Here is a 23475-nt window from a genome sequence, read left to right on the forward strand (position 1 = left end):
TATTTATGATAAAATAAAAAATAGAGGAGTATCAATATGAAACAAACAGTTAAAAAATTAGCCCTTGTAGCGAGCATTGCAGCAACATTAGGTGGAAGTGTAGCAGTAGTATCGGCCGCGGTTAAGTATCCAGATGGTGGTGTCTGGACGTATGGTTCAGGTGACGGAGGTGCTTACTCAAACTACTATCACTCTTCAGAATATCATAGCTCAACAGTTGTTAGTAGAAAAACTGGTTCATCTGATAAGGGATATGCTGGTGCTGGAGGGACTTCTCGTGCATGGATTCGTACTTCTTGGGGAGAGAAAGTTGCATTCTACTATAATGTTTAGAATGGTATAGCCCTATTGTTTAGCTTTACTTGGTCACCTTCTCACTAAGTGACCAAGTAACTTTTTGGAGGAAATGATGAAACGTTTATTTATTTTGATTTCAATGGTATTGGTATCGCTTTATATGGTGATAACTTCCGTTGACCATCGAGAAGAGATTTTATTTGGTAACTATCCTTCTGTTGATGTGACAGGAATGGTGATAAATCAACCAGTAGCTAGTCGCGAAGAGGTGACAGAGGCTTTGAGTCACTTGGCGGTAGAGCATAATAGTCTCATCGCCCGTCGGATTGTTGAGCCAAATGAAGCTGGAGAAACACGCTTTATCTATGCCACTTATGGTGAGGGAGAGCTTCCAGAAGGTCTGACCATTTCCTCCAAGGAGAGTTCAGAAACGAGTGATTTATTAGGGTCTTACTTGATTGTGTCAGGAAGTTTGGATGGAGTGAGTTTACAGACCACCTTGAAAGAACTTGGTTATCAAGGCTTTGTTTCGAATGGAGAAGATCCATTTTCGATAGTCTTATTATTGGCGGCCACCCCTATGGGGCTACTGAGTCTAGCTATTTTTCTGCTGACCTTTATGAGTCTGACCCTGATTTATCGGATCAAGTCCCTTCGTCAAGCAGGGATTCGCTTAATAGCTGGTGAGAGCTTGTTTGGGGTGGCTCTCAGACCAGTGTTAGAAGATGTGAGACAGCTTATCTGCTCAGTGCTGGTATCCAGTCTTTTGGGATTGGGGATTCTCTGGTATCAAGGTGCCTTGTTTATGGCAACGGTACAACTGGTCATCATTGGTCTTTTGCTTTATGGATTGGCCTTGGTAGGGATTTCTACCTTATTAAGTATCGTGTATCTACTTGGTTTACAAGAAAATAGTCTGGTGGATCTATTGAAAGGGAAACTCCCTCTCAAACGTATGATGACATTGATGATGGTGGGGCAACTCTTGGCCGTGCTGGTGGTCGGCTCGAGTGCGACTGCTCTCCTACCCCACTACCGTGAAATGCAGGAAATGGAGAGAGCTAGCGATAAATGGAGCCAGTCCTCAGACCGTTACCGTCTATCCTTTGGTTGGTCTAGTGCATTTGCCGATGAAGAAGGAATGCGTAAGGATAATCGTGAGTGGCAGACATTTACTGAAGAACGGTTAGCCAATACAGACTCTTTTTATATTATGAGCAATGTTGACAATTTCTCAGATGGAGCAGAAGTGGACCTAGATGGCAATCGTCTCAATGACTACACACCGTCAGGGAATGTCATCTATGTCTCACCGCGCTATCTGATAGAAGAAAAGATTACCGTTTCTTCAGAGTTTATGGATAAGATGCAAAACTTGTCTGAGGGAGAGTTTGGGCTGATCTTGCCTGAGAGCTTGCGAGAGCAGTCTGCCTACTATCAAGGATTATTTACAGATTACCTGCAAAACTTTTCATCTGAAAGTGTAGAAGTGACGAGTCAGAAACACTACCTCCCACAGGTAACGCTAGCTTTTACAGAAACAGGACAGGAACGCTTCCTCTATAACGATGGGTACAAGACGACACGCCAGTACCTAAAAGATCCGATTATTGTAGTTTTAACGCCGCAAGCGACTGGAACAAGACCTGTTGCAGGGATGTTATGGGGAACTACGGCTAATAGTGCCTTGAAATTAGATCAATATCAAGACAGCATCACAGCTCTAAAAGAGCAAGGTCTGTATCACAAGGTCTCTTATTTGGTAAAAAGCCAGCTATTTTTTGCCAAGGTACTAAATGACAAACGGATGGAGTTCTACTCTCTCCTTATTGGGACTATTTTGACTCTATCTACGGCTATCTTGTTATTTGATTCCATGAATCTTCTCTATTTTGAGCAGTTTAGACGGGAGATCATGATTAAACGTCTTTCTGGTATGACAATCTATGAGCTTCATGGCAAGTACTTACTGGCGCAAGGAGGAGTTCTCTTACTTGGGCTAATCCTATCTAGTGTTTTGACAGGAGATAGCTTGATTAGCGCTCTAGTTGTAGCTTTGTTTACGCTTAACGCTCTGTTGATTTTAGTTAGACAGGATAAAAAAGAAGAAGCTGGTAGCATGGCAGTATTGAAAGGAAAATAAGATGATTGATATTCAAGGATTGGAAAAGAAGTTTAATGACCGCGCGATTTTCTCTGGTTTAAACCTCAAGCTGGAGAAGGGCAAGGTTTATGCCTTAATCGGTAAGAGTGGAAGCGGAAAGACGACTCTGCTGAATATCTTAGGTAAACTAGAAAAGATAGATGGAGGAAGGGTTCTCTATCAGGGGAAAGATTTAAAAACCATTCCCACTCGTGAGTATTTTCGAGACCAGATGGGCTATCTCTTTCAAAATTTTGGCCTCTTAGAAAACCAATCAATCAAAGAGAATTTGGATTTGGGCTTTGTTGGTCAGAAAATCTCAAAAGTAGAACGTTTGGAAAGGCAAGTGGAGGCTTTAGAAAAAGTTAATCTAGGGTATTTGGATCTAGAACAAAAAATTTATACCTTATCTGGGGGAGAGGCTCAACGAGTTGCCCTTGCGAAGACTATTTTGAAAAATCCACCCTTGATTTTGGCAGATGAACCAACAGCAGCTCTTGATCCTGAAAATTCAGAGGAGGTTATGAATCTCTTGGTGGGCTTGAAAGATGAAAATCGAATGATCATCATTGCGACCCATAATCCCCTAGTCTGGAATAAGGCCGATGAAATCATTGATATGAGGGAGCTTGCTCATGTGTGAAAAAATCCGTATTCGCAGGGTATCTGATTATCCTAGTGCCAGAGGTGGTTTAGAAGATATTCTCATCATGGAAAATATGACCAATCATCTCCTTTTGGTTCAAATCCGAGTGAATGGCTATTTGCTTGATTTTGCTAGTATTGAAGGGCAAAGGCAAAAGCATTATCGTTTGAAAAATTTACCTCAAACGGTTGAACTGACAGTGGACGACGTGGAGGAGGATGTAGATTTGACCCTACCTGAAAATCGAAGTTATAAAGAAGCTGATTTTTTTGAACGTATGTTTCGAGAGAACCGCTAAGTCCACCTTTAAAGATTTTCAAGACTATCTTTCTTCATGAGAGAAGATAGTTTTTTGGTATGATTTTCACCCCCAAAATACAAGGGGAATGTGTTACAATAGTAGTAACAGATAATAGAAAAGAGAATAGATGAGAATTGCAGATTATAGCGTGACCAAGGCAGTGCTGGAGCGTCACGGTTTTACCTTTAAAAAGTCCTTCGGGCAAAATTTCTTGACGGATACCAATATCCTACAAAAAATCGTGGATACGGCTGAGATTGATGACCAGGTTAATGTCATCGAAATTGGCCCAGGGATTGGTGCCTTGACGGAGTTTCTGGCTGAGCGTGCAGCTCAAGTTATGGCCTTTGAGATCGACCACCGTTTGGTACCGATTTTGGCAGATACCTTGCGTGATTTTGACAATGTGACCGTAGTCAACGAGGACATTCTCAAAGTCGGTTTGGCCCAACATATCCAGAATTTTAAAAATCCTGACCTGCCAATTAAGGTAGTAGCCAACTTGCCTTACTACATCACGACGCCTATTCTCATGCACTTGATCGAGAGCGGAATTCCTTTTAGTGAGTTTGTGGTCATGATGCAAAAAGAGGTAGCTGACCGCATTTCCGCTCAACCGAATACCAAGGCTTATGGTAGCTTGTCGATTGCGGTGCAGTACTACATGACGGCCAAGGTTGCCTTCATCGTACCTCGTACGGTCTTTGTGCCAGCGCCAAACGTGGACTCTGCTATTTTGAAAATGGTGCGTCGTCCAGAACCAGCCGTAGCAGTAGAAGATGAGAACTTCTTCTTTAAGGTTTCCAAGGCTAGTTTCACCCATCGCCGTAAGACCTTGTGGAACAATTTGACAGGTTACTTTGGCAAGACCGAGGAAGTCAAGGATAAATTGACCAAGGCTTTGGGCCAAGCAGGCTTGTCACCAAGTGTACGTGGGGAAGCTCTCAGCTTGGCAGAATTTGCCAGCCTAGCAGATGCACTTAAAGGGCAAGGACTCTAAGATGCAGGGACAAATCATTAAAGCCTTGGCTGGGTTCTACTATGTAGAGAGTGATGGCCAGGTTTATCAGACGCGCGCGCGTGGGAATTTTCGTAAAAAAGGCCATACCCCTTACGTTGGGGATTGGGTAGATTTCTCTGCAGAGGAAAATTCAGAGGGCTATATCCTCAAGATTCACGAACGGAAAAATAGTCTGGTCCGTCCGCCTATTGTCAATATTGACCAAGCTGTGGTGATCATGTCTGTCAAGGAACCTGATTTTAACAGCAATTTGCTGGATCGGTTCTTGGTTCTTTTAGAGCATAAGGGTATTCATCCCATCGTCTATATTTCCAAGATGGATTTGTTGGAAGATAGAGGAGAACTGGATTTTTATGAACAGACTTATAGTGACATCGGCTATGACTTTGTGACCAGTAAAGAGGAACTCTTGCCTTTGTTAACAGGCAAAGTGACGGTTTTTATGGGGCAGACGGGCGTTGGAAAATCAACTCTTCTCAATAAAATCGCACCAGACCTCAATCTTGAAACAGGAGAAATTTCAGACAGTCTGGGTCGCGGGCGCCACACTACTCGAGCAGTTAGTTTTTATAATCTCAATGGGGGTAAAATCGCAGACACACCAGGTTTTTCATCCTTGGATTATGAAGTATCAACGGCGGAAGACCTCAATCAGGCCTTCCCAGAGATTGCCACTGTCAGTCGAGACTGCAAATTCCGTACTTGTACCCATACCCATGAGCCTTCTTGTGCGGTTAAGCCAGCAGTTGAAGAAGGTACCATTGCGCCCTTCCGTTTTGACAACTACCTGCAATTCCTCAGTGAGATTGAAAATCGCAGAGAAACCTATAAAAAAGTCAGCAAAAAAATTCCAAAATAAGGAGAAACCTATGTCTCAATACAAGATTGCTCCGTCAATTCTGGCAGCAGATTATGCCAACTTTGAACGTGAAATCAAACGTCTAGAAGCAACTGGGGCAGAGTATGCCCATATCGATATCATGGATGGCCATTTTGTCCCGCAAATCAGTTTTGGTGCAGGTGTGGTTGAAGCTCTTCGTCCTCATAGTAAGATGGTCTTCGACTGCCACTTGATGGTAGCTAATCCAGAGCATCATTTAGAAGACTTTGCGCGTGCAGGTGCGGATATCATCAGTATCCATGTGGAAGCAACGCCCCATATTCATGGTGCCCTCCAAAAAATTCGTTCACTCGGAGTTAAGCCTTCAGTTGTTATCAATCCTGGCACACCAGTTGAAGCCATCAAGCACGTGCTTCACCTAGTTGACCAAGTCTTAGTCATGACAGTTAACCCAGGCTTTGGTGGGCAAGCCTTTCTACCAGAGACCATGGATAAGGTCCGTGAGTTGGTTGCCCTTCGTGAGGAAAAAGGTTTGAACTTTGAGATTGAAGTGGATGGTGGGATTGATGACCAAACTATTGCCCAAGCTAAAGAAGCTGGTGCGACCGTTTTTGTAGCAGGTTCCTATGTCTTTAAGGGAGATGTCAATGAGCGAGTACAAACTCTCAGAAAACAACTGGACTAGGGTTGCCGTTTTTGCAGGCGGAGACCGCGGTCATTATCGGACAGACTTTGATTGCTTTGTCGGTGTGGATCGAGGCTCGCTCTGGGTCTTGGAAGAAAAGCTGCCTCTTGCTCTAGCAGTTGGGGATTTTGATTCTGTTACTGCAGAAGAGCGACAGGTGATTCAAAAACGTGCCCAGCATTTTGTTCAAGCCCGACCAGAAAAAGATGATACAGATCTGGAATTGGCTCTCTTAACCATCTTTGAGCAAAATTCTCAGGCTCAGGTTACTATTTTCGGTGCTTTGGGTGGTCGTATTGATCATATGCTAGCTAACGTCTTTCTACCTAGCAATCCTAAGTTGGCTCCCTATATGCGCCAGATAGCGATTGAAGATGGGCAAAATTTGATTGCCTATTGTCCAGAAGGGACCAGTCAGTTAGAACCTCGTTTAGACTATGACTATCTAGCCTTTATGCCAGTTCGGGATAGCCAGCTGACTATTCTCGGTGCTAAGTATGAGTTGACTGAGGAAAATTTTTTCTTTAAAAAAGTGTACGCTTCTAACGAATATATAGATAGGGAAGTGTCGGTGACTTGCCCAGATGGCTATGTAGTCGTGCTGCATAGCAAGGACAGGAGGTAGGATGGAAAGTTTACTTGTTCTATTATTAATTGCCAACCTAGCTGGTCTCTTTCTGATTTGGCAAAGGCAGGATAAGCAGGAAAAACACTTAAGCAAGAGCTTGGAGGATCAGGCAGATCATCTGTCAGACCAGTTAGATTATCGCTTTGAACAAGCCAGACAAGCCAGCCAGTTAGATCAAAAAGACTTGGAAGTGGCTGTCAGCGATCGCCTGCAAGAAGTGAGAATCGAATTGCACCAAGGCTTAACTCAGGTCCGTCAAGAAATGACTGAGAATCTCCTCCAAACCAGGGATAAGACTGACCAACGTCTCCAAGCCTTGCAGGAATCAAATGAGCAACGTTTGGAACAAATGCGCCAAACCGTCGAGGAAAAACTAGAAAAGACCTTGCAGACACGCCTACAGGCTTCCTTTGAGACAGTTTCCAAGCAATTGGAGTCTGTCAATCGTGGTCTTGGAGAAATGCAGACAGTTGCCCGCGATGTCGGAGCCCTCAACAAGGTTCTCTCTGGAACCAAGACACGAGGGATTCTGGGAGAATTGCAATTGGGGCAAATTATTGAGGACATCATGACCCCTGCCCAGTATGAACGAGAATACGCAACGGTTGAAAACTCTAGTGAACGAGTGGAGTATGCCATCAAGTTGCCTGGACAGGGTGACCTGGAATATGTCTACTTACCGATTGACTCCAAGTTTCCACTGGCAGATTATTACCGCTTAGAAGAAGCCTATGAAGCGGGTGACAAGGACGAGATCGAACGCTGTCGTAAGTCGCTCCTAGCCAGCGTCAAACGCTTTGCCAAGGATATCAAGAGCAAGTACATAGCACCGCCTCGGACTACCAATTTTGGAGTTTTGTTTGTTCCGACAGAAGGTCTCTACTCAGAAATCGTCCGCAATCCGGTCTTCTTTGATGACTTGAGACGGGAAGAGCAGATTATTGTCGCAGGTCCAAGTACCCTATCAGCTCTTCTCAATTCCCTATCAGTTGGTTTCAAAACCCTTAATATCCAAAAGAGTGCTGACCATATTAGTAAGACTCTTGCTAGTGTTAAGACCGAGTTTGGCAAGTTTGGTGGCATTCTGGTCAAGGCACAAAAGCATCTCCAACATGCCTCTGGCAATATTGATGAATTATTAAACCGTCGTACCACAGCTATCGAGCGGACGCTCCGTCACATTGAGTTGTCAGAAGGTGAGCCTGCGCTTGATTTACTCCATTTCCAAGAAAATGAGGAAGAATATGAAGATTAGTCACATGAAAAAAGATGAGCTGTTTGAAGGCTTTTACCTAATCAAGTCAGCTGACCTGAGGCAAACTCGAGCTGGGAAAAACTACCTAGCCTTTACCTTCCAAGATGATAGTGGCGAGATTGAAGGGAAACTCTGGGATGCCCAACCTCATAACGTTGAGGTCTTTACCGCAGGTAAGGTTGTCCACATGAAAGGACGCCGAGAAGTTTATAACAACACCCCTCAGGTCAATCAAATTACCCTTCGCCTGCCTCAGCCTGGTGAACCCAATGATCCAGCTGATTTCAAGGTCAAGTCGCCAGTTGATGCCAAGCAAATCCGTGACTATATGTCGCAAATGATTTTCAAAATTGAAAATCCTGTCTGGCAACGAATTGTCCGAAATCTTTACACCAAGTATGATAAGGAATTTTACTCTTATCCAGCAGCCAAGACCAACCACCATGCCTTTGAAACAGGCTTGGCTTATCATACGGCGACCATGGTGCGCTTGGCAGATGCCATTAGCGAAATCTATCCTCAACTTAATAAGAGTCTGCTCTATGCGGGAATTATGCTGCATGACTTGGCTAAAGTCATTGAGTTGACGGGACCAGATCAGACCGAATACACAGTTAGAGGCAATCTCCTTGGGCATATTGCTCTAATTGATAGCGAAATTACCAAGACAGTTATGGAACTCGGTATCGATGATACCAAGGAAGAAGTCGTTCTGCTTCGTCACGTCATCCTCAGTCACCATGGCTTACTTGAGTATGGAAGTCCAGTCCGTCCACGCATTATGGAAGCAGAGATTATCCATATGATTGACAATCTGGATGCAAGCATGATGATGATGTCAACTGCTCTTGCTTTGGTGGATAGAGGAGAGATGACCAATAAAATCTTCGCTATGGACAATCGTTCTTTCTATAAACCAGATTTAGATTAACAATTTAAGAAAAATGAGCATTTTTTAGGATAAGAATGTTCGTTTTTTTATGTGAATATGGTATAATAGATAAAATATCAAAATTAAATGAAGTGGGAAATAGAAATGAAATTAAGAAGAAGTGATCGGATGGTTGTCATTTCCAACTATTTGATTAATAATCCTTATAAATTAACTAGTCTCAATACTTTTGCTGAAAAGTATGAATCTGCTAAATCATCCATCTCAGAGGATATCGTGATTATCAAACGAGCCTTTGAGGAAATCGAAATTGGTCACATCCAGACTGTAACTGGGGCTGGCGGAGGTGTTATCTTTACACCGTCTATTTCGAGTCAGGATGCTAAGGAAATGGTTGAAGACTTGCGTGCCAAGTTGTCAGAAAGTGACCGTATCTTGCCAGGTGGTTATATCTACCTGTCTGATTTGCTTAGCACACCAGCTATCTTGAAAAATATTGGTCGCATTATTGCCAAGAGCTTTATGGACCAAAAAATTGATGCGGTTATGACAGTAGCGACTAAGGGTGTTCCACTTGCAAATGCAGTTGCCAATGTCCTCAATGTTCCTTTTGTTATTGTGCGCCGTGACCTGAAAATTACCGAAGGTTCAACTGTCAGCGTCAACTATGTATCCGGTTCAAGTGGTGACCGCATTGAGAAAATGTTCCTTTCAAAACGTAGTCTCAAGGCAGGTAGCCGTGTCTTGATTGTGGATGACTTCTTGAAAGGTGGTGGAACTGTCAATGGGATGATCAGTCTCTTGCGTGAGTTTGATTCAGAATTGGCTGGTGTAGCGGTCTTTGCGGATAATGCTCAAGAAGAACGCGAAAAGCAGTTTGACTACAAGTCACTCTTGAAGGTAACCAATATTGATGTCAAGAATCAAACCATCGATGTTGAGGTTGGTAATATCTTTGACGAAGATAAATAAGAGATAGAACTAAAGGTTGGAACGATTGTCCCAGCCTTTCTTTGCAAATAGAATAGAAGGAAACTTATGAAAACACCATTTATTAATAAAGAAGACTTAGAAGCGATTGTTGCCGAGTTCCCGACTCCCTTTCACTTGTATGATGAGAAGGGAATTCGTGAAAAGGCAAGAGCCGTCAACCAAGCATTTTCGTGGAACAAGGGCTTTAAAGAATATTTTGCAGTTAAGGCTACTCCAACACCAGCTATCTTGAAAATTCTTCAAGAGGAAGGCTGTGGTGTGGACTGCTCTAGTTATGTGGAGCTTTTGATGAGCCATAAACTGGATTTCCCAGGTTCTGAGATCATGTTCTCTTCAAACAACACACCAGACAAGGAATACGCCTATGCACGTGAATTGGGTGCGACCATTAACTTGGATGCCTTTGAAGATATTGAACATTTAGAGCGTGCAGCAGGCATTCCAGAAATCATCTCATGTCGTTACAATCCCGGAGGCGTTTTTGAGCTGGGGACAGACATTATGGACAATCCTGGCGAGGCTAAGTTTGGAATGACCAAGGACCAGCTATTTGAAGCCTTTGCCATCTTGAAGGAAAAAGGAGCCAAGACTTTTGGGATTCACTCCTTCCTAGCGTCCAATACCGTGACCCATCTCTATTATCCAGAGTTGGCTCGTCAGCTTTTTGAATTGGCTGTTGAAATCAAGGAAAAGTTGGGCATTTCGCTAGACTTTATCAATCTTTCTGGCGGTATTGGTGTCAACTATCGTCCTGAGCAGGAGCCAAATGATATCGCCTTGATTGGTGAGGGAGTTCGTAATGTTTATGAAGAGGTTCTTACGCCAGCAGGTCTTGGTCAGGTTAAGATTTTCACCGAACTGGGTCGTTTTATGTTGGCACCTCATGGTGCTTTGGTCACAAGAGTCACTCATAAGAAGAAAACTTACCGTACTTATCTGGGTGTGGATGCATCAGCAGTCAACCTCATGCGTCCAGCTATGTATGGAGCCTACCATCATATTACTAACGTGCCCCATCCAGATGGACCAGCTGAAGTGGTAGATGTGGTTGGTTCGCTCTGTGAAAACAATGATAAATTTGCAGTGAATCGCGAACTGCCTCATACAGAAATCGGTGATTTGCTGGTAATTCATGATACAGGTGCCCACGGTTTTTCAATGGGCTACCAGTACAATGCCAAACTTCGTTCTGCGGAAATCCTATATACTGAAGAAGGCAAAGCCCGTCAAATCCGCCGTGCAGAGCGCCCTGAGGACTACTTTGCAACCTTGTATGGCTTTGATTTTGAAGAATAAAATGATAATTAATTGAAAATGAAATTGAAAAACAGATTGCTTTCTAAAAAATAGGCAAAAATCTTGTTTTTCCTTCAAGTCATGATATAATAAAACTATAAAACGTTTTCAAGGAAGGTAACGATATGTCTGAAGAAACAATTGATTATGGACAAGTGACAGGAATGGTGCATTCGACAGAAAGTTTTGGGGCGGTAGATGGCCCTGGTATTCGCTTTATTGTCTTTTTGCAGGGCTGTCACATGCGTTGCCAGTATTGCCACAACCCAGACACTTGGGCTATGGAGTCCAATAAATCACGTGAACGGACGGTAGATGATGTTTTGACAGAGGCCTTGCGCTACCGCGGTTTCTGGGGGAATAAGGGTGGGATTACAGTCAGTGGAGGAGAAGCCCTCTTGCAGATTGATTTCTTGATTGCCCTTTTTACCAAGGCCAAAGAACACGGAATCCACTGTACCTTGGATACCTGTGCCCTTCCTTTCCGTAATAAACCACGTTACCTTGAGAAGTTTGACAAACTCATGGCTGTCACTGACTTGGTCCTCTTGGATATCAAGGAAATCAACGAAGAACAGCACAAGATTGTCACTAGCCAAACCAATAAAAATATCTTGGCCTGTGCCCAATATCTATCAGATATTGGAAAACCTGTCTGGATTCGCCACGTGCTAGTTCCAGGATTGACAGACAGAGACGATGACCTGATTGAACTTGGGAAGTTCGTCAAGACCCTTAAAAATGTTGATAAGTTTGAAATTCTACCTTATCACACCATGGGTGAGTTCAAATGGCGTGAATTGGGAATTCCTTATTCACTCGAAGGGGTTAAACCACCAACAGCAGATCGCGTCAAGAACGCTAAAAAACTCATGGATACCGAAAGTTACCAAGACTATATGAAACGTGTACATGGATAAAAAAGAAGCCTGATAGAAACATCGGGCTTTTGACTTGTAAAAAGACTTAGCAAACCAGCTAAGCCTTTTTCTTATCTCGAACGTTGTTTTCCAGCGTTGCGATTTTTGTGTTTTTTCTTGCTTGAGATAGCAGTTGGTTGTTCAGGAGTAACGTCTTTTCGTCCACTTGGTGTAGAGAAAGCACGTGCTTTTGGTGGGTTCTTGGCCAGTTCTTCACGGACTTTTTTGCGAAGTTTTGGACGAACGATATAGTTGACGATAAACTGTTGGAGAATCATCATGAAACCACCGACAACCCAGTAAAGTGTGACACTAGCTGGTGAGAAGAGGGAGAAGACGACGATCATGAGTGGGCTCATGTAAATCATTTTCTTGATTTGTTCTCTTTGCATTTCATCTTCTACTCCGTGAAGTGAAAGGAGCGATTGAAGATAGTAAAGAATACCAGCGAAGGCAACCAAAATCATACTTGGAGAACCTAGAGGAATTCCTAGGTAGCTTGCTTGAGCAACACCTTCAGTATGTTGAGCAGCAAAGTAGATAGCTGAGAAGAAAGGCATTTGAAGGAGGATAGGGAAACATCCTACACCACCAAACATGCTGATGCCGTGCTCTTTCTGAGCGGCAAAGAGAGCTTGTTGGGCTTCGAGTTTTTCTTCTTGAGTCGTTGCTTCTTTGAGACGTGTTTGGTGTGGCTCAAGGACGTGCTTGAGGGCGTTCATCTTTTCAGAGTGAAGCGTTGCCTTCCATGATTGGTAGATACCCAGTGGCAAGATAATCAAGCGCACGATAATAGTTACGATGATGATAGCAACCCCAAAACCAAGTCCCTTGTCATTGGCGAAGTACTTGATAGCTTCTCCCATCGGAGCACCCAAGAAATCCCAAACGGGACCAATTGGCTTACCTGTTGCTTTATCAATCTGAACGCAACCAGTCAAGACTAGCAACATAGCCACTCCCATAGCTGAGAGTGCAAAACGTTTAATAGATTTCACTGTTTTTATTCCTTCTTTAAAAATTATACCTTTCTATTCTACTGTTTTTTTACAAAATATACAATAGTTCTAGAGACCTAATTTGCGATTTTAAAGTCAGGGTAGGGAGGAAAGTTACTCAGTTGGACATCTAAGTAGCTGACTTTTGAAAAAGGTGTGGGTCCTTTGCGGATTTCTTGGATAAATTTTGCCATGATAGCAGATGAGTCTGCTTGGGCTAATATTTCCACTGTGCCATCGTCGTTATTCCATACCCGACCTGTGATGCCACCAATTTCAAGTGCCAAGCTGTAAACACCCCAACGAAAGCCGACTCCCTGTACCCTACCTTGGGCAATCATTCTAACCTTTTGCATACCAAACCCCTTTGATTGTGTTATAATATTTCTATGACTATTATAACCTCAAAAGCCAATTCTGTGGTAAAAAATGCCAAGAAATTACACCAAAAAAAATACCGCAAGTCTGCTTATTTGATTGAAGGCTGGCACTTGTTTGAAGAAGCTGTGCAAGCTGGGGTGACGATTGAGAAAATCTTTGCCTTAGAAAATTACCGAGATCAGTTAGCTGCCTTTCCGCAAACTGTCTGGGTGTCAGAGGATATTTTGCTAGATTTGGCGGATTCTCAGACTCCACAGGGAATTGTTGCCGTGGTTCAAAAAGAAGAAGTAGGGCAAGCTGACTTTAGTCAGGGTAAGTTCTTGTTTTTGGAAGATGTGCAAGATCCTGGTAATGTGGGAACTATCATTCGGACTGCGGATGCAGCAGGTTTTACTGGAGTGATTGTTTCAGATAAGTCGGCAGATATCTACAGTCTCAAGACCCTACGTTCGATGCAAGGCAGTCATTTTCATCTGCCTATTTACCGAATGTCTAGTCAAAGACTTCTCGAGGGAGCTAAAGAAGCAGGTATCCCAGTGCTGGCAACAACCCTATCTAAAGATTCTGTTGATTACAGAGAACTGTCTCCTATAGAAAATTTTGTACTAGTCATGGGAAATGAGGGTCAAGGAATTAGTCCCCTCATGGCTGAAAGTGCAGACCAGTTGGTTCACATTAGTATGAAGGGACAGGCGGAGAGTTTGAATGTTGCCGTTGCAGCAGGTATTTTAATTTTCCATTTAAGCTAATTTTAACTTTCTTTGTTATAATCAAGGAAAGATGTTCATAGAAAAGGAGAAAAGATGAATCACACTATTATTCATGACCGTACTGGTCTCAATCAATTTTACGCTAAGGTTTATGCCTTTGTTGGGCTAGGAATCGGGCTATCCGCCTTGGTATCTGGCCTCATGTTGACGGTTTTTCAGTCTCAGTTGGTTTACTTTTTGATGCAGGGACGTCTCTGGTTGACCATTGCAACCCTTGCGGAGCTAGCACTAGTCTTTGTTGCCAGTAGCATGGCCTTAAAGAATAGTCCAGCTGCTCTTCCAGTATTTTTACTTTACTCCGTTTTAAACGGCTTTACCCTCAGTTTTGTGGTGGCCTTCTATACTCCGGGTACAGTTTTATCCGCCTTTGTGTCGAGCGCCCTTCTCTTCTTTGTCATGGCGGCAGTCGGTATGTTCACCAAGAAAGATTTGAGTGGCCTTGGTCGAGCGATGATGGCGGCTCTTATCGGTTTGCTGATTGCTATGATAGTCAATATTTTCTTGGCTAGTGGCTTCTTTGATTATATGATCAGCGTAGCCATGGTCTTGGTCTTCTCTGGGCTGATTGCTTGGGACAATCAAAGGATTCGCCTTGCCTATGAACAATCACAAGGTCGTGTAGCAACAGGTTGGGTTGTGTCAATGGCTCTCAGTATCTATCTTGATTTTATCAATCTCTTCCTAAGTATTCTACGTATCTTCGGTCGCAATGATTAAAAGGTCTATGAAATCAGTGTTTTGAGTGACACTGATTTTTTTAAATTTTCTCTTTTCTTTTCTTGGAAATAGGTGTATAATGCTTTTAATTAATTTTTGAGGAGTAGCCTATGAAGAAAAGTTTTATTCACCAACAAGAAGAAATTTCTTTTGTCAAAAACACTTTTACCCAGTATTTGAAAGATAAGCTAGAAGTTGTCGAAGTTCAAGGTCCTATCTTGAGCAAGGTCGGTGACGGGATGCAGGATAACCTGTCTGGTGTGGAAAATCCAGTATCTGTTAAGGTTTTGCAGATTCCTGATGAAACCTATGAAGTGGTGCACTCACTTGCTAAATGGAAACGTCATACTTTGGCTCGTTTTGGTTTCGGTGAGGGTGAAGGTCTTTTCGTCCACATGAAGGCTCTTCGTCCAGACGAAGACTCGCTGGATGCAACCCACTCTGTCTTTGTGGATCAGTGGGACTGGGAAAAGGTCATTCCAAATGGACAACGCAACATTGCTTACCTAAAAGAAACAGTTGAGAAGATTTACAAGGCCATTCGTTTGACAGAACTAGCTGTTGAAGCTCGCTATGATATCGAGTCTATCTTGCCAAAACAAATCACTTTTATCCACACAGAAGAATTGGTAGAACGCTACCCAGACTTGACTCCAAAAGAACGTGAAAATGCTATCTGTAAAGAATTTGGAGCTGTCTTCTTAATTGGTATCGGTGGGGAATTACCAGACGGTAAACCGCACGATGGACGTGCACCAGACTACGATGACTGGACAAGTGAGTCTGAAAATGGCTATAAGGGTCTGAATGGTGATATTCTTGTTTGGAACGAGTCTTTAGGTGGAGCCTTTGAGTTGTCTTCTATGGGGATTCGTGTAGATGAAGAAACTCTTCGCCGTCAGGTAGAAATCACAGGTGATGAAGACCGCTTGGAATTGGAGTGGCACAAGGCTTTGTTGAATGGCCTATTCCCATTGACAATCGGTGGAGGAATTGGACAATCTCGTATGGCTATGTTCTTACTTCGCAAGAAACATATCGGAGAAGTGCAAACAAGTGTTTGGCCTCAAGAAGTCCGAGATACTTACGAAAATATTTTGTAGAGAATCGAACCGCAAGGTTCGGTTTTCTTTCTCTTTTCGCCCATAATTTGGTATAATAAACGGTATGAAAATCGTATCAGGAATCTATGGGGGACGTCCCCTCAAGACACTAGAAGGAAAGACGACAAGACCTACTTCGGATAAGGTTAGGGGAGCCATTTTTAACATGATTGGTCCCTACTTTGAAGGGGGACGAGTCTTGGACCTGTATGCAGGTAGTGGTGGTTTATCTATCGAGGCAGTATCGCGTGGCATGGCTAGCGCTGTTTTGGTGGAGCGAGACCGTAAGGCTCAGGCTATCGTGGCTGAAAATATTCAGATGACCAAGGAAGTTGGAAAATTTCAACTCCTCAAGATGGATGCAGAGAGGGCGTTGGAACAGATCTCTGGGGAATTTGACCTCGTTTTCTTAGACCCTCCCTATGCCAAGGAACAAATCGTAGCAGATATTGAAAAAATGGCTGAGAGGGAGCTTTTTTCTGAAGATGTCATGGTCGTGTGTGAGACGGATAAGGCCGTTGAACTTCCAGAAGAAATTGCCTGTCTTGGCATCTGGAAGGAAAAAATTTATGGAATTAGTAAGGTGACAGTCTATGTCAGATAAGATTGGCTTATTCACAGGCTCATTTGATCCGATGACAAATGGGCATCTGGATATCATTGAACGGGCGAGCAGACTCTTTGATAAGCTCTATGTCGGTATTTTTTTTAATCCCCACAAACAAGGATTTCTTCCTATCGAAAATCGTAAACGGGGGTTAGAAAAGGCTTTGAAACATTTGGGAAATGTTAAAGTCGTGTCTTCTCATGATGAATTGGTGGTCGATGTCGCGAAAAGACTGGGGGCTACTTGTCTAGTGCGTGGTTTGAGGAATGCGTCTGATTTGCAATATGAAGCCAGTTTTGATTACTACAATCATCAGCTGTCTCCTGATATAGAGACCATTTATTTACATAGCCGACCTGAACATCTCTATATTAGTTCATCAGGCGTTAGAGAGCTTTTGAAGTTTGGTCAGGATATTACCTGCTATGTTCCTGAGAGTATTTTGGAGGAAATAAGAAATGAAAAAAAAGATTAGATGGCCCTTATACGTCATTGCGGCCTTGATTATGACTTTCTTGGCGTTTGTAGTGCCCTTGCCCTATTATATAGAGGTTCCAGGTGGTTCGGAAGATATTCGCCAAGTCCTTAAAGTAAATGACACAGAAGATAAGGAAGCTGGTGCCTATCACTTCGTTACGGTTGGTGTCCAACATGCCACTTTAGCCCATATGATTTATGCGTGGTTGACGCCTTTTACAGATATTCGTAGTGCTCAGGAGACTACAGGTGGATCTTCCGATGTTGAATTTATGCGGATCAATCAATTCTACATGCAAACATCGCAAAATATGGCCAAGTATCAAGGGCTAAAAACAGCTGGTAAGGATATTGAACTTAAGTACCTTGGGGTTTATGTCTTGACTGTGACGGATAATTCGACCTTTAAAGGGATTCTCAACATCTCTGATACGGTCACAGCAGTCAATGATCAAACCTTTGACAGTTCCAAAGACTTGATTGATTACGTCAATTCTCAAAAACTAGGAGACTCCGTCAAGGTCACCTATGAAGAGGATGGGCAAACCAAGTCTGCAGAAGGTAAGATTATCACCTTGGAAAATGGCAAAAATGGAATTGGAATCGGCTTGATTGACCGTACAGAAGTAACCAGTGATGTCTCAATTCGCTTTTCAACAGCTGGTATCGGTGGTCCAAGTGCAGGTCTCATGTTTAGTCTGGCCATCTATACCCAAATAGCTGACCCTGGCCTTCGTAATGGCCGTATCGTTGCCGGTACAGGAACCATTGACCGCGATGGTAATGTGGGGGACATTGGAGGTATTGATAAGAAAGTTGTAGCTTCGGCTAGAGAAGGTGCCGCGATTTTCTTTGCCCCTGATAACCCTGTTAGCGAAGAAGAACAAAAAGCGCATCCTGATGCGAAAAACAACTACCAAACGGCCCTAGATACAGCCAAAACAATCAAGACAGATATGAAAATCGTGCCAGTTAAAACCCTACAAGATGCAATTGATTACTTGAAAAACAATCCCTAGTTTTTGAGTGAAGTTTCCAAACTAGCGCACAAACAGAGAAGATGGTATAATAGTCAAATGGTTCAATTATTATTCACTCTAAGCAGTCACATGCTCTTTATTTATGTGAGTTTTTACCTTTTAAAGGATCTTGTTAGATGGGAAAAGGTTTTAAAAGTGACAGCTGAGAATACAAGAAAAGTTCGTTTATTGATAGCTCTTTTCAGCATTGTAATGGGCTATATCTTGAGTTCTTTCTTTATCAGCCTGTATCGGTTGTGGCAAGAAGCACTTAGAGGATTATTATAATTTGCGTGTTTAAGAAATTACTTTCAAGATATTATTAAACTTATAGGGAGAAATAGAATTCATGGATATTATAATCTTATTATTGATAACGCTATTAATTTATTTGTTACCTCAAAATAAGGAATATCTAAATGTTAAATCTACATCAGGGCTTAGAGGATTTCTAGCTATAGGAATCATATTTCATCATTTGTCACAATGGGTTACATCTGGTGATGAATTTTCTAATTTTTCCTATATGGGAACTTATATCGTTTCTATTTTCTTCTTTTTATCAGCCTATGGATTGTATTTTCAGAACGAAAATAAGAAAAACTATCTAGATAATTTTTTAGTTAAGAGACTTTCTAAAATTCTAGTTCCATTTTTTTCTATATCTTTGATTTATATGTTTTATAGATTTTTAAACGGTCAATTAATGGATTTAGATTTTTTTGCTAATTTATTTAAAAAAGGAAGCACAATTATTTATAATGGTTGGTTTGTCGATATTATAATTTTAATGTATATATTTTTTTATGTATCATTTAAGTTTTTCAGAAATAAGTCCATATCTATTCTTATCAATACAATATTTATAATCAGTTATATTTGTTTAGCTATAAAATTAGGTTACGGTTTTTGGTGGTATAATAGCATTTTGCCTTTCATTGTTGGCTTATTATGGGCTAAAAATCAAGAGAAAATTGATAGAGTTTTAGATAGACATTATTTTATCATACTTGTTTTAGTAACTGTGTTACTCTTTACTTCACACCAATACGATATTTTGTTGAGGTATGTTCATTTAGAAGATAGTTATAGTTACGCGTTAGCCGCTAATTTAGATAATATTATTTTTACAATCTACTTTATTATTGTTTTTTTGAAAAAAATAAATTTTTCAAATATATATTTGATTTTAATAGGTAGTATATCATTTGAATTATATATGATACATGGATTAGTTATTTCTATGCTAGGAAAAATATTTGTGTCATCCAGAGTAAATGATGTGATATTTACATTTTTTGTGCTGATCCTTAGTCTAATTTTAGCTTGGATTATTAATAAATTAGTTAATAGAATTATAAAGAAAGTAAGTCTATTACAAAATCAAGAGTAAAGGAAATAAGTATGGAAAAAATTGTGGTTCAAGGTGGCGATAATCGTCTGGTAGGAAGTGTTACGATCGAAGGAGCAAAGAATGCAGTCTTGCCCTTGTTGGCAGCGACTATTCTAGCAAGTGAAGGAAAGACCGTCTTGCAGAATGTTCCTATCTTGTCAGATGTTTTCACTATGAATCAGGTGGTTCGCGGTTTAAATGCCAAGGTGGATTTTAATGAAGAAGATCATCTTGTTGAGGTGGACGCGACTGGCGATATCACTGAGGAAGCTCCTTACAAGTATGTCAGCAAGATGCGTGCATCTATCGTTGTCTTGGGACCAATTCTTGCCCGTGTAGGTCATGCCAAGGTATCCATGCCAGGTGGTTGCACCATTGGTAGCCGCCCCATTGATCTTCATTTGAAAGGTCTGGAAGCTATGGGGGCTAAGATTAGTCAAACAGCTGGTTACATCGAAGCCAAGGCTGATCGCTTACATGGCGCTCATATCTATATGGACTTCCCAAGTGTTGGTGCTACGCAGAACTTGATGATGGCGGCGACCCTGGCTGATGGGGTGACAGTGATTGAAAATGCTGCGCGTGAGCCTGAGATTGTTGACCTCGCCATTCTCCTCAATGAAATGGGAGCCAAGGTCAAAGGTGCTGGTACAGAGACTATTACCATTACCGGTGTTGAGAAACTTCATGGTACGACTCACAATGTAGTCCAAGACCGTATCGAAGCAGGAACCTTTATGGTAGCTGCTGCTATGACTGGTGGTGATGTCTTGATTAAAGACGCTGTCTGGGAGCATAACCGTCCCTTGATTGCCAAATTGCTTGAAATGGGAGTGGAAGTGACAGAGGAGACTGAAGGAATTCGAGTTCGCTCTCAACTAGAAAATCTAAAAGCTGTTCATGTGAAAACCTTGCCCCACCCAGGTTTTCCAACGGATATGCAGGCCCAATTTACAGCCTTGATGACCGTCGCAAAAGGGGAATCAACTATGGTGGAGACAGTTTTCGAAAATCGTTTCCAACATCTAGAAGAAATGCGTCGCATGGGCTTGCACTCTGAGATTATCCGTGATACAGCTCGTATTGTTGGTGGTCAACCTTTGCAGGGGGCAGAAGTTCTTTCAACTGACCTTCGTGCCAGTGCTGCCTTGATTTTGACAGGTTTGGTAGCACAAGGAAAAACTGTAGTTGGTAAATTGGTTCACTTGGATAGAGGTTACTACCGTTTCCATGAGAAGTTGGCACAGCTAGGTGCTAAGATTCAGCGGATTGAGGCAAGTGATGAAGATGAATAAGAAATCAAGCTACGTAATCAAGCGTTTACTTCTGGTCATTTTGGTACTGTTTTTAGGTGCTCTAGCCCTAGGTATCGGCTTAATGGTAGGTTATGGAATCTTGGGCAAGGGTCAAGATCCATGGGCTATCCTGTCTCCAGCAAAATGGCAGGAATTGATTCATAAATTTACAGGAAATTAGGCTGGAGAACCAGTCTTTTTCTAGAGATAAGGAGAAAAATGGATAAAAAAACAAGACAGACACTGATCGGGCTGCTAGTGTTATTGCTTTTATCTGCGGGAAGCTATTATATCAAGCAGATGCAGTCGACAGCTAATAGTCCTAAAACAAAGGTTAGTCAGAAAAAACAAGCTTCTGAAGCTCCTAGTCAAGAATTGGCAGAGAGTGTCTTAACAGACGCAGTCAAGAGTCAAATAAAAGGGAGTCTGGAGTGGAATGGCTCAGGTGCTTTTATCGTCAATGGTAATAAAACAAATCTAGATGCCAAGGTTTCAAGTAAGCCTTACGCTGATAATAAAACAAAGACAGTGGGCAAGGAAACGGTGCCAACCGTAGCAAATGCCCTCTTGTCTAAGGCTACTCGTCAGTACAAGAATCGTGAGGAAACTGGGAATGGTTCGACTTCTTGGACTCCTCCAGGCTGGCATCAGGTTAAGAATCTAAAGGGTACTTATACCCATGCGGTCGATAGAGGTCACTTGTTAGGCTATGCCTTAATCGGTGGCTTGGATGGTTTTGATGCCTCGACAAGCAATCCTAAAAACATTGCTGTTCAAACGGCCTGGGCAAATCAGGCGCAAGCCGAGGATTCGACTGGTCAAAACTACTATGAAAGTATGGTACGTAAGGCCTTGGATAAAAACAAGCGTGTCCGTTACCGTGTAACCCTTTACTACGCTTCGAATGAGGATTTGGTTCCTTCAGCTTCACAGATTGAAGCCAAGTCTTCAGACGGAGAGTTGGAATTTAATGTTCTAGTTCCCAATGTTCAAAAAGGGCTTCAATTGGATTACCGAACTGGAGAAGTGACTGTTACTCAGTAAAATATAACATAAACTCCTATGTCACTTGTGGATATAGGAGTTCTTTCTTACTAGTTTAAGCAGGGCTACAATAGACACTGATACTCAATGAAAATCAAAGAGCAAACTAGGAAGCTAGCCGCAGGTTGCTCAAAGCACAGTTTTGAGGTTGCAGATAAAGCTGACGTGGTTTGAAGAGATTTTCGAAGAGTATGGGAAAAATAATATGTACTGGACTATATTTTGTGATATAATAAAGGATAAGATACTATTTTAGGAGAAGAACTATGGAAGACCCAAGTAGTCAGAATTTGTTGCTACAATTTGTTTTATTGTTTATCTTGACGGTGTTAAATGCCTTTTTCTCAGCCACAGAAATGGCCATGGTTTCTCTTAATCGTGCACGGGTTGAACAAAAGGCAGAAGAAGGAGATAGACGCTATATCCGTCTGCTGAAGGTACTAGAAAATCCTAACCACTTTTTATCAACCATTCAAGTAGGGATTACCCTGATTACAATCTTATCAGGGGCGAGTTTGGCAGAAACTCTGGGACGAGAAATTGCATCTTGGCTTGGAAATGGCGAAACAGCTTATGCCGTTGCAAGTTTTCTATCTTTAGCATTTTTGACTTATATTTCCATCGTTTTTGGGGAATTATACCCTAAGAGAATCGCTCTTAATCTAAAGGATGCCTTGGCGATTCGTACAGCGCCAGTTATCATTGGGCTGGGGAAACTAGTTAGTCCCTTTGTTTGGCTCTTATCTGCATCTACCAATCTCTTGAGTCGCTTGACTCCGATGACCTTTGACGATGCTGACGAAAAAATGACCCGTGATGAAATTGAGTACATGTTGACAAATAGTGAAGAAACACTAGATGCTGACGAAATTGAGATGTTACAAGGGATTTTTTCACTAGATGAACTGATGGCCAGAGAAGTCATGGTTCCTCGAACGGATGCCTTTATGGTCGATATTCAGGATGATAGTCAAACCATCATCCAAAGTATTTTAAAACAAAATTATTCTCGTATCCCTGTCTATGATGGAGACAAGGATAACGTGATTGGAATCATTCACACCAAGAGTCTCCTTAATGCGGGCTTTGTGGACGGTTTTGACAATATTGTTTGGAAGAAAATCTTACAAGATCCACTTTTTGTTCCTGAAACTATTTTTGTGGATGACTTGTTAAAAGAATTACGCAATACCCAAAGACAAATGGCGATTTTGTTAGATGAATACGGTGGAATGGCTGGTTTGGTGACCCTGGAAGACCTCTTAGAGGAAATCGTTGGGGAAATCGATGACGAAACAGATAAGGCTGAAATCGAAGTTCATAAAATTGGAGAAGATACTTATATTGTTCAAGGTACCATGAATCTCAATGATTTTAATGACTACTTTGATGTTGAACTGGAAAGTGATGACGTTGATACCATCGCTGGTTATTATTTGACAGGAGTTGGGACCATTCCAACGACTGAGAGACTCAGTTATGAATTAGTCAGCCAAAACAAACAACTTATCCTAACCAATGATAAGGTGAAAAATGGACGTGTTACCAAGGTAAAAGTCCAAATTACCGAAGTTGAAATAGAAGAAGAAACAGAGTAAACTAGAGGCTTTTGTCACCAGGCGTGACAAAGCTTTTTTCAGTTGATTTCAAAAGGAAATTGTGTCCTCGAAAAACTCAGCCCCAAACTTGCCTCAAAAGTTTTTTAAAGTTATACGTATTTATTCAAGGAAAAAGAAAAAAGCCCTTTAAATTG

General features: G+C 41.9%; 27 protein-coding genes. 25 read left to right on the forward strand and 2 right to left on the reverse strand.

Going from position 1 to position 23475, the window contains the following annotated elements; all coding sequences use genetic code 11:
- Window positions 1-36 precede the first annotated feature (36 nt).
- From B7692_RS08015 to pflA, 13 genes are all read left to right on the forward strand, one after another.
- Window positions 37-333 carry a lactococcin 972 family bacteriocin gene (locus B7692_RS08015; protein ID WP_000815396.1) on the forward strand — a complete coding sequence of 99 codons (297 nt, stop codon included), beginning with the start codon at window positions 37-39 and terminating at the stop codon, window positions 331-333.
- Window positions 334-409: 76 nt separating this feature from the next.
- Window positions 410-2440 carry a bacteriocin-associated integral membrane family protein gene (locus B7692_RS08020; protein WP_000825283.1) on the forward strand — a complete coding sequence of 677 codons (2031 nt, stop codon included), beginning with the start codon at window positions 410-412 and terminating at the stop codon, window positions 2438-2440.
- A gap of 1 nt (window position 2441) precedes the next feature.
- Window positions 2442-3083 (forward strand): ABC transporter ATP-binding protein, encoded by a 642-nt coding sequence (locus tag B7692_RS08025; protein WP_000565529.1) that lies wholly within the window; start codon window positions 2442-2444, stop codon window positions 3081-3083.
- Complete coding sequence (locus tag B7692_RS08030; RefSeq protein WP_000333261.1) at window positions 3076-3384, forward strand: hypothetical protein; 309 nt, start codon at window positions 3076-3078, stop codon at window positions 3382-3384. The genes B7692_RS08025 and B7692_RS08030 overlap by 8 nt, the downstream gene beginning before the upstream one ends.
- Window positions 3385-3514: 130 nt before the next feature.
- On the forward strand, window positions 3515-4387 hold the full coding sequence (gene rsmA, locus B7692_RS08035; RefSeq protein WP_084930393.1) for a 16S rRNA (adenine(1518)-N(6)/adenine(1519)-N(6))-dimethyltransferase RsmA: 873 nt from the start codon (window positions 3515-3517) through the stop codon (window positions 4385-4387).
- Between the two features lies 1 nt (window position 4388).
- A complete protein-coding gene (gene rsgA, locus B7692_RS08040; RefSeq protein ID WP_084930394.1) occupies window positions 4389-5267 on the forward strand; it encodes a ribosome small subunit-dependent GTPase A in 879 nt (292 codons plus the stop codon).
- 10 nt (window positions 5268-5277) lie between these two features.
- A complete protein-coding gene (gene rpe, locus B7692_RS08045) occupies window positions 5278-5934 on the forward strand; it encodes a ribulose-phosphate 3-epimerase (protein ID WP_000084990.1) in 657 nt (218 codons plus the stop codon).
- The gene (locus B7692_RS08050) at window positions 5897-6559 is read left to right on the forward strand and encodes a thiamine diphosphokinase (protein ID WP_070482204.1); all 663 of its coding nucleotides are present in this window, start codon (window positions 5897-5899) and stop codon (window positions 6557-6559) included. Before rpe ends, B7692_RS08050 begins: the two co-directional genes overlap by 38 nt.
- Window position 6560: 1 nt before the next feature.
- Window positions 6561-7817: a DNA recombination protein RmuC gene (locus B7692_RS08055; RefSeq protein ID WP_078237938.1), complete on the forward strand. Its 1257-nt coding sequence runs from the start codon at window positions 6561-6563 to the stop codon at window positions 7815-7817.
- Entirely contained in the window at window positions 7807-8748 is a 942-nt protein-coding gene (locus tag B7692_RS08060) for a 3'-5' exoribonuclease YhaM family protein (RefSeq protein WP_045612752.1), read from the forward strand. The genes B7692_RS08055 and B7692_RS08060 overlap by 11 nt, the downstream gene beginning before the upstream one ends.
- Before the next feature lie 105 nt (window positions 8749-8853).
- A complete protein-coding gene (gene purR, locus B7692_RS08065; RefSeq protein ID WP_004245581.1) occupies window positions 8854-9681 on the forward strand; it encodes a pur operon repressor in 828 nt (275 codons plus the stop codon).
- A gap of 66 nt (window positions 9682-9747) precedes the next feature.
- Window positions 9748-10998: a diaminopimelate decarboxylase gene (locus B7692_RS08070; RefSeq protein ID WP_084926064.1), complete on the forward strand. Its 1251-nt coding sequence runs from the start codon at window positions 9748-9750 to the stop codon at window positions 10996-10998.
- 125 nt (window positions 10999-11123) lie between these two features.
- Window positions 11124-11918, forward strand: a complete 795-nt coding sequence (gene pflA / locus B7692_RS08075) for a pyruvate formate-lyase-activating protein (RefSeq protein WP_020901989.1) — start codon at window positions 11124-11126, stop codon at window positions 11916-11918.
- Window positions 11919-11989: 71 nt separating this feature from the next.
- Here the strand turns inward: pflA and yidC are convergent, their stop codons facing one another.
- Together yidC and B7692_RS08085 are read right to left on the reverse strand one after the other, a co-directional pair.
- Window positions 11990-12916 carry a membrane protein insertase YidC gene (gene yidC / locus B7692_RS08080; RefSeq protein ID WP_084930395.1) on the reverse strand — a complete coding sequence of 309 codons (927 nt, stop codon included), beginning with the start codon at window positions 12914-12916 and terminating at the stop codon, window positions 11990-11992.
- A gap of 77 nt (window positions 12917-12993) precedes the next feature.
- Window positions 12994-13272 (reverse strand): acylphosphatase, encoded by a 279-nt coding sequence (locus B7692_RS08085; RefSeq protein ID WP_020903085.1) that lies wholly within the window; start codon window positions 13270-13272, stop codon window positions 12994-12996.
- Between the two features lie 33 nt (window positions 13273-13305).
- Between B7692_RS08085 and B7692_RS08090 the strand changes: the two genes are divergently transcribed.
- The 12 genes from B7692_RS08090 (at window position 13306) to B7692_RS08150 (ending at window position 23320) form a co-directional block, all read left to right on the forward strand.
- A complete protein-coding gene (locus tag B7692_RS08090; RefSeq protein ID WP_084930396.1) occupies window positions 13306-14046 on the forward strand; it encodes a TrmH family RNA methyltransferase in 741 nt (246 codons plus the stop codon).
- A 54-nt stretch (window positions 14047-14100) separates the two neighbouring features.
- Complete coding sequence (locus B7692_RS08095) at window positions 14101-14784, forward strand: Bax inhibitor-1/YccA family protein (RefSeq protein WP_084930397.1); 684 nt, start codon at window positions 14101-14103, stop codon at window positions 14782-14784.
- 110 nt (window positions 14785-14894) lie between these two features.
- Window positions 14895-15887, forward strand: coding sequence for an aspartate--ammonia ligase (gene asnA, locus B7692_RS08105; protein ID WP_033683055.1), 993 nt, complete (start codon window positions 14895-14897; stop codon window positions 15885-15887).
- A gap of 64 nt (window positions 15888-15951) precedes the next feature.
- Window positions 15952-16491 (forward strand): 16S rRNA (guanine(966)-N(2))-methyltransferase RsmD, encoded by a 540-nt coding sequence (gene rsmD, locus B7692_RS08110; protein ID WP_084930398.1) that lies wholly within the window; start codon window positions 15952-15954, stop codon window positions 16489-16491.
- A complete protein-coding gene (gene coaD, locus B7692_RS08115) occupies window positions 16481-16969 on the forward strand; it encodes a pantetheine-phosphate adenylyltransferase (protein WP_084930399.1) in 489 nt (162 codons plus the stop codon). The genes rsmD and coaD overlap by 11 nt, the downstream gene beginning before the upstream one ends.
- Window positions 16953-17990: a SepM family pheromone-processing serine protease gene (locus B7692_RS08120; RefSeq protein ID WP_084930400.1), complete on the forward strand. Its 1038-nt coding sequence runs from the start codon at window positions 16953-16955 to the stop codon at window positions 17988-17990. Before coaD ends, B7692_RS08120 begins: the two co-directional genes overlap by 17 nt.
- Before the next feature lie 57 nt (window positions 17991-18047).
- Entirely contained in the window at window positions 18048-18278 is a 231-nt protein-coding gene (locus B7692_RS08125) for a DUF1146 family protein (RefSeq protein ID WP_084930401.1), read from the forward strand.
- Window positions 18279-18339: 61 nt separating this feature from the next.
- Window positions 18340-19383 (forward strand): acyltransferase family protein, encoded by a 1044-nt coding sequence (locus B7692_RS08130; RefSeq protein ID WP_084930402.1) that lies wholly within the window; start codon window positions 18340-18342, stop codon window positions 19381-19383.
- Between the two features lie 11 nt (window positions 19384-19394).
- A complete protein-coding gene (gene murA, locus B7692_RS08135) occupies window positions 19395-20678 on the forward strand; it encodes a UDP-N-acetylglucosamine 1-carboxyvinyltransferase (protein ID WP_084930403.1) in 1284 nt (427 codons plus the stop codon).
- Window positions 20671-20859: a DNA-directed RNA polymerase subunit beta gene (locus B7692_RS08140; RefSeq protein WP_004241151.1), complete on the forward strand. Its 189-nt coding sequence runs from the start codon at window positions 20671-20673 to the stop codon at window positions 20857-20859. The genes murA and B7692_RS08140 overlap by 8 nt, the downstream gene beginning before the upstream one ends.
- 38 nt (window positions 20860-20897) lie before the next feature.
- Window positions 20898-21722, forward strand: a complete 825-nt coding sequence (endA, locus tag B7692_RS08145) for a DNA-entry nuclease EndA (protein ID WP_023947085.1) — start codon at window positions 20898-20900, stop codon at window positions 21720-21722.
- A gap of 266 nt (window positions 21723-21988) precedes the next feature.
- Window positions 21989-23320 (forward strand): hemolysin family protein, encoded by a 1332-nt coding sequence (locus B7692_RS08150; RefSeq protein ID WP_020903091.1) that lies wholly within the window; start codon window positions 21989-21991, stop codon window positions 23318-23320.
- The last annotated feature ends 155 nt before the right edge of the window (window positions 23321-23475 follow it).

It is taken from the genome of Streptococcus mitis (assembly GCF_002096925.1).
GTDB lineage: Bacteria > Bacillota > Bacilli > Lactobacillales > Streptococcaceae > Streptococcus > Streptococcus mitis_AF.